This window comes from Mycobacterium sp., from assembly GCF_049802695.1.
Lineage (GTDB): Bacteria > Actinomycetota > Actinomycetes > Mycobacteriales > Mycobacteriaceae > Mycobacterium.
In genome coordinates, this window is record NZ_JBARMY010000188.1 from 1 (window position 1) to 6,571 (window position 6,571).

Sequence of the window (6,571 nt, forward strand, 5' to 3'; positions counted from 1 at the left end):
CGCACGCGAGCTTCGGGATCGGCCAGTCCTTTCCACTTGTTCGGCAGCGGCCGCAGGCACTTGCCGACCAGTCGCCAGCCGTGCACGATCAGCGATCGCGTGCCGGTCTTGCTGAACCCCATCTGCCCGGTCACCTCGATCAGGTCACCGAGATCGATGGCCTTGGTGAAATCCGCGGTCCGGCAGTGCGCCAACCGGGAATTGTCCAGCAGCAGCTGCATTTCGCCGGACCAGTCGCGCAGCTGGGCGAACAGCACGCCACCGAAGTCACGGATGCGCAGCACACGTCCGGACACCGTGACGATGCTCTGGTCGTCGGCGCCGGAGGCCAAAGCCTGTACCACCGTGTGACTCGGCGGGTGGCCGACCGGGTAGGTGTCGACCCCGCCGGCCTGCAGCACGTTGAGTTTGGCCAGCCGGACCCGCATCTGGTCGGGGAGTCGCGATTGACGGTCGTCGCCGCCGAACTCGGCCTGCTGCAGCTTGGACAGATCCGGCGCGGAGCCGTCCTGATGCAGCAGTCCGCTTGCGACGAGGGTCGCCGGGACGGACGAATGGTGGCCGGTGTGCTGCTTGTTGCGGCGGGTGAACGGCAGCACGAGGAAGCCCTCGGCGAACGCCGAGGCAACCCCCACGCGGGGAATCATCCGGGCGTCCTCGTAACAGGCGTACCGGGGCACCCAGTCCGGCTGGTACTTCATGTTCGACCGGTACAGCGTCTCCAGCTGCCACCAGCGGGAGAAGAACACCAGGAAACCGCGCCACAGCCGCGCAACCGGACCGGCGCCCAGTTGGGCGCCCTGGGCGAACGCCGACCGGAACATGGCGAAGTTCAGCGAGATACGGCCGATGCCCCGACGCTCTCCGGTCAATGCGAGGTCGCTGACCATTAGTTCGATGCTGCCGTTGGGCGACTGCGGAGAACGGCGCATCAGGTCCAGCGATACGCCGCTGTGCCCCCAGGGCACCAGCGACAGCATCGCGACCACCTGGTCGTCCCGGTTGATCGCCTCGACCAGCAGGCACTCCGCGTCCGCCGGGTCACCGAGCCGGCCCAGCGCCATCGAGAAGCCGCGCTCGTCTTCGGTGTCGCGCCACGCGTCCGCGCGCTTGATCACCTCCGCCATCGCCGTGGCGTCGATCTCCGCGTGCCGTCGAATCCGCACCGTCAAGCCGGCCCGGCGCGCCCGGGTGACCGCCTGACGCACCCCGCGCATCTCCGGACCGGACAGCTTGAACGCGGCGGTGTAGAGGATCGCCTCGTCGCCCAGTTCCAGAGCATTCAGCCCGGCCTCGCGGAAAGCCTTGGCAGCCTGGGAACTGGCGCCCATGACGCCCGGCGTCCAGCCGTAGGTCTGGCACAGCTGCAGCCAGGCGTCAATGGCCTGAGGCCACGATCTGGGGTCGCCCAGCGGGTCGCCGCTGGCCAGGCAGACACCGACTTCGACCCGGTAGGTGATCGCGGCGCGACCGTTGGGGGCGAACACGACCGACTTGTCCCGTCGGGTGGCGAAGTAACCCAGCGAGTCGTTCTTCCCGTACAACTCGAGCAGCCCGCGAATCGCCGATTCGTCCTGGCCGGTCAGTGCGTTCTCGGCCTGCTGAGACCGGAACAGCACGATCGCCGCGGCCATCAACGCCAGCGCGCCGAAGAGGCCGAAGACGGTATTGAGCACGACCGATGGCTTGCCTTCGAAGAAATCCGGGTCGACGACGGCGAAGCCGATCACCCGGTTCACTACGTACGGCAGCCGGTCGTCGCGCTGCAGCGTCCGGGGGAACAGCTCTACCAGCCCCCAGGACAGCACGATGCCGATCGCCCAGCCGGCGACCAGCACGCCGGCCGCCTTGTACAGGGCACCGCGACGAACCTTTGCGCAGAACTCGCGGTAGGCCAGGGCCAGTAGGAGGATCGCCGCCAGATGCGCCGTCAGGCCGATGGTGTCGCCGGAGGTTTCCATCGCTGTCTGATCGCCGCCTGCCAGGCCCTGGACGTTGAGGACGACGGCGAGAACCAGGTTCAGCACCATCACCCACCAGCCGATCCGCTTGCGGGCCGTCAACGCGCCGGCGAGCAGCGCCAGCACGAATGACCAGGCGAAGCTGGTGTCCGGGAAGTTGAACAAATAGTCGTTGATGAACTCCCGCGGAACCTTGATCAGCCAACGCACCACCGGTGACACGCTTGCTATCAGCGACAGGGTGGCGATGATGCCGACCGACCAGCCGGCCGCTGGCGGTACCCAGTGAAGTCGGGAGGCAGACTTCGAGCGACTCGCGATGACTGTCACGGCGAGAGAATATTCCTTCAAACTGCGACGTGCGCGCAAGGCCGGGCCGATGCTGCGGCGTCAGCCCGGTACGGTGCCCAGAATCCGCGTCGTGACTGCTAAACTGGCCTTTGCGACCGTCCCGGCGAAGCCAGGACAGCAAGTGGAGTCCCCACTCCCACCGTTGGCCTCTGAGATCCTTAAAGATTCTCCGAAAGGCTCAGCGGTCCGGTCACGGGCACTTGACGGTGCCCGTTCTGCGTATGACGCAGGCGGTTCAAGCCGCGACCGGTCGGCACCCGGGCCCTGCGTTGCAGGGCCTTTCTGCTGGTGGTGTGGTGTTTCCATCGCTGGTTCCGAACAAGTCGACGCGCGGTCGCGACCAGAAGACAGCCGCAACCAGGGAGGCCCCATCAGCACTGAGACCCGCGTTAACGAACGCATCCGTGTACCTGAAGTCCGGCTGATCGGGCCAGGAGGTGAGCAGGTAGGCATCGTGCGTATCGAAGATGCACTCCGCGTCGCCGCGGACGCCGATCTCGACCTTGTCGAAGTCGCGCCCAATGCCCGACCGCCGGTCTGCAAGATCATGGACTACGGCAAGTACAAGTACGAGGCGGCGCAGAAGGCGCGCGAGTCCCGCAAGAACCAGCAGCAGACCGTCGTCAAGGAACAGAAGCTGCGACCCAAAATCGACGATCACGACTACGAAACCAAGAAGGGCCACGTGGTCCGCTTCCTGGAGGCCGGGTCGAAGGTCAAGGTCACCATCATGTTCCGCGGACGCGAGCAGTCCCGGCCCGAACTGGGCTACCGACTGCTGCAGCGCCTGGGCGCCGACGTCGCCGACTACGGATTCGTCGAGACGTCAGCCAAGCAAGACGGACGCAACATGACGATGGTGTTGGCCCCGCACCGCGGCGCGAAGACCCGCGCCCGGGCAGCCCAACAAGCAGATGGCGGCGCGGTCGACGCCGGGCCGCCTGCAAACAACAGCGAGAACGACGCAAGAACGACCTGACAGCAGAACTGAGGACACATGCCGAAAGCCAAGACCCACAGCGGAGCCTCGAAGCGGTTCCGTCGCACCGCCACCGGGAAAATCATGCGTGAGCACGCCAACCGTAGGCATCTGTTCGAGCACAAGCCGAGCACCCGCACCCGGCGCCTGGAAGGGCGGACCGGGGTGTCAGCCAGTGACACCAAGCGGGTCAAGAAACTGCTGAACGGCTGACCGCCTCTTTCCAAGCGTGCAAAGTCTCAAGCTCTGCACGCAGCCGGCATAACCATTACGTCCGAACCAGATAGGAAAAGCCATGGCACGCGTGAAGCGGGCAGTCAACGCCCAGAAGAAGCGGCGCACCGTCCTGAAGGCCTCGAAAGGCTATCGCGGCCAGCGGTCCCGGCTCTACCGCAAAGCCAAAGAGCAGCAACTGCACTCACTGAACTATGCGTTCCGTGACCGGCGGGCCCGCAAGGGTGAGTTCCGCAAGCTGTGGATCTCGCGGATCAACGCCGCGGCGCGAGCCAACGACATCACCTACAACCGGCTGATCCAGGGCCTCAAAGCCGCAGGCGTCGAAGTGGATCGCAAAAACCTGGCCGACATCGCCGTCACCGACCCGGCCGCCTTCACCGCGCTGGTCGAGGTCGCCCGGGCGGCACTGCCCGACGATGTAAACGCGCCGTCGGACGAGGCTGCCTGAACAGGCCGGCCGGGCCCCGTGCCGCGTGCTCACTGAACGCTCGGCCCGGGTGGTCGCAGCGGTCAAACTGCACCGTCATGTCGCTCGCCGACGCGCCCAGCGCTTCCTCGCCGAAGGCCCCAACCTGGTACAGGCTGCGTCGGCGCGGGGCCTGGTCCGAGATGTCTTCGTCACCGAAGCCGCCGCACAGCGCCACGCCGGGCTGATCGCCGGCCAGCAGGCGCCGATTCATCTGGTGACCGAACGTGCCGCCAAAGCGCTGTCGGACACCGTCACTCCGGTCGGCCTGATCGCGGTGTGCGAACCGCCGACCCTGGGCCTGCCGGACGTGCTGGCCGCGGCGCCCAAGCTGATCGCGGCCGCGGTGCAGATCAGCGAGCCGGGCAACGCGGGGACGTTGATCCGCATCGCGGACGCGATGGGTGCCGCGGCGGTGATCTTCGGTGGGAGCAGCGTCGACCCCTACAACGGCAAGTGCCTGCGCGCGTCGGCCGGCAGTATCTTCACGATCCCGGTCGTCGTCGCCCCGGACGCCGGCGCCGTGCTGGACGAACTGCGCGCCGCCGGGCTGCAGCTGCTGGCCGCCGCAGTCGACGGCGAGGTGTCCCTCGACGAGGCCGGATCGCTGCTCAGCAAGCCCACGGCGTGGCTGTTCGGACCGGAAGCGCAGGGCCTGCCGGCCGACGTCGCCACAGCGGCGGACCACCGGGTGCAGATCCCGATGCGCGGCGGCGCGGAAAGCCTCAACGTGGCCGCGGCTGCCGCGATCTGCCTATACCAGAGCGCCCGCGCGCTCAACTGATGCCCACCGGACGATTCTTCTGGCCGCGTTTCCGCAGTAACTTCCGGCCAGCCACTTTGTGCTGTCGCGTGGCGCAGCCCACGGGCGTCGTGATTGCCCGCGCCGAGGTTGAACACCTATCCTCGACCAAGTGGAACTCGGGCCCAATTCGGCGTCCGGCGAGCCCGAGCAAGTGGCAACCGCGCCGGCCCCGCAGGACTCGCACCGGCAATCGCCGGTGCGGTGGCTGCGCAGCAAAAATCACAGCCCCGGCGTCGTCGAGATGCTGCGCCGGGCCCGTCGGGTGTTGCCCGGCGATCCCGACTTTGGTGATCCGCTGTCCACCGCCGGAGACGGCGGTCCGCGTGCCGCCGCCCGGGCGGCGAGCCGTTTGCTGGGGGTTCAGGACGCGGCCTCCCGCGAAGTCAGCCTGGGTGCCCTGCAGGTGTGGCAGGCGTTGACCGAGAAGGTCTCGCGGCAGCCCGCCAACGCCGAGACGACCCTGGTCTTCACCGATTTGGTCAACTTCTCGGAGTGGTCGTTGAAAGCCGGCGACGATGCTGCTCTCACACTGCTGCGGCGCGTTGCACGAGCCGTCGAACCGCCGCTGCTGGATGCCGGGGGAAGCATCGTCAAACGAATGGGCGACGGGATCATGGCCGTTTTCGACGAACCGCTCGTCGCCGTGCGCGCCGCCTGCGCGGCAAAAGAGGCGCTGCATTCGGTGGATGTGGATGGCTACACACCTCGAATGCGGGTCGGAATCCATACTGGGAGGCCGCAGCGACTGGCGGCCGACTGGCTCGGCGTCGACGTCAACATCGCTGCTCGGGTGATGGAACGAGCAACCAAAGGGGGAGTCATGGTCTCCAGCGCCAGCCTGGACGAGATTTCGCAGGCTGATCTCGACGAACTGGGAGTCGTCGCCAAGCGCGCGCACCGGTCGCTGTTTGGCGGAAAACCGGCCGGGATACCCGCAGACATGGCCATCTACCGTCTGCACACTCGTAGGGAATTGACAGCCAGCGACAAAACCGCAGACGCCGAACCGCAGGCATAGTTAGGTGGCAATGTTCTCGCCGATACTTTCTGCTCTGGCGCGAGTACGCATCGCCTTGGGTTTCGGAGCGGTGCTGGCAGCGGTCAGCACGGCACTGGTCATCCTCGGCCCCCGCGTGCGTGAAGACGTGATCCGCCACATGAGCACGAATGTGCACAACCTGTCCCACGGCCGTCTGGGAACGTTGCTGGGCAGTGCGTTCGTGAACGACGCCGGACCCGTCTACGTCTGGTTGCCGTGGCTGGTCTGTCTGTTGGCACTGGCTGAGTTGCTCTGGCACGGCGGCCGGGTGGCCATGGTGTTCTTCATCGGTCATATTGGTGCGACGCTACTGGTGGCGGCGGGCCTGGTGGCGGCGATCAAAATGCGCTGGCTGCCGATCTCGATAACTCATGCCAGCGACGTCGGAATGAGCTACGGCGCCATGGCGGTGCTGGGCGCCCTGACCGCAGCCATTCCCGCGCGCTGGCGCCCGGCGTGGATCGGCTGGTGGCTGGCGATTGGTGCAGCGGCTGTCGCCGTGGGCGATGATTTCACCGATGCCGGCCACACCGTCGCGTTGGTGCTGGGCATGCTGATCGCCACCCGACTCCGCAAGCCGGTCTACTGGACGCCGGTGCGCTACGCGCTGTTGGCAGGGTCCGCTGGGTTCGGTTTTCTGTTGCTGGCGCACACCGGGTGGGCGTCGCTCGCCGCGGCTATTGCCGGCCCGGTGGGCGCCCTGACAGTCGGTGGAATCGCCCGCCTGCGCGTG

At 66.9% G+C, this 6,571-nt stretch carries 7 protein-coding genes; 6 read left to right on the forward strand and 1 reads right to left on the reverse strand.

The window, feature by feature from the left end:
* On the reverse strand, window positions 1-2,291 hold a 2,291-nt coding region (gene lysX, locus WA317_RS07545; RefSeq protein ID WP_425172441.1), incomplete at its 3' end, for a bifunctional lysylphosphatidylglycerol synthetase/lysine--tRNA ligase LysX.
* Window positions 2,292-2,682: 391 nt separating this feature from the next.
* Here lysX and infC point away from each other — a divergent pair.
* From infC to WA317_RS07575, 6 genes are all read left to right on the forward strand, one after another.
* A complete protein-coding gene (infC, locus tag WA317_RS07550) occupies window positions 2,683-3,291 on the forward strand; it encodes a translation initiation factor IF-3 (RefSeq protein ID WP_425172445.1) in 609 nt (202 codons plus the stop codon).
* 18 nt (window positions 3,292-3,309) lie between these two features.
* Window positions 3,310-3,504, forward strand: a complete 195-nt coding sequence (gene rpmI / locus WA317_RS07555) for a 50S ribosomal protein L35 (RefSeq protein ID WP_425172442.1) — start codon at window positions 3,310-3,312, stop codon at window positions 3,502-3,504.
* An 82-nt stretch (window positions 3,505-3,586) separates the two neighbouring features.
* Window positions 3,587-3,976 carry a 50S ribosomal protein L20 gene (gene rplT, locus WA317_RS07560; RefSeq protein WP_425172443.1) on the forward strand — a complete coding sequence of 130 codons (390 nt, stop codon included), beginning with the start codon at window positions 3,587-3,589 and terminating at the stop codon, window positions 3,974-3,976.
* A 25-nt stretch (window positions 3,977-4,001) separates the two neighbouring features.
* The gene (locus WA317_RS07565; protein WP_425172444.1) at window positions 4,002-4,778 is read left to right on the forward strand and encodes a TrmH family RNA methyltransferase; all 777 of its coding nucleotides are present in this window, start codon (window positions 4,002-4,004) and stop codon (window positions 4,776-4,778) included.
* A gap of 172 nt (window positions 4,779-4,950) precedes the next feature.
* Window positions 4,951-5,817 carry an adenylate/guanylate cyclase domain-containing protein gene (locus WA317_RS07570; RefSeq protein ID WP_425172446.1) on the forward strand — a complete coding sequence of 289 codons (867 nt, stop codon included), beginning with the start codon at window positions 4,951-4,953 and terminating at the stop codon, window positions 5,815-5,817.
* Between the two features lie 10 nt (window positions 5,818-5,827).
* Window positions 5,828-6,571 (forward strand): rhomboid-like protein (locus WA317_RS07575; protein ID WP_425172447.1); only part of this gene is annotated, 744 nt, incomplete at its 3' end.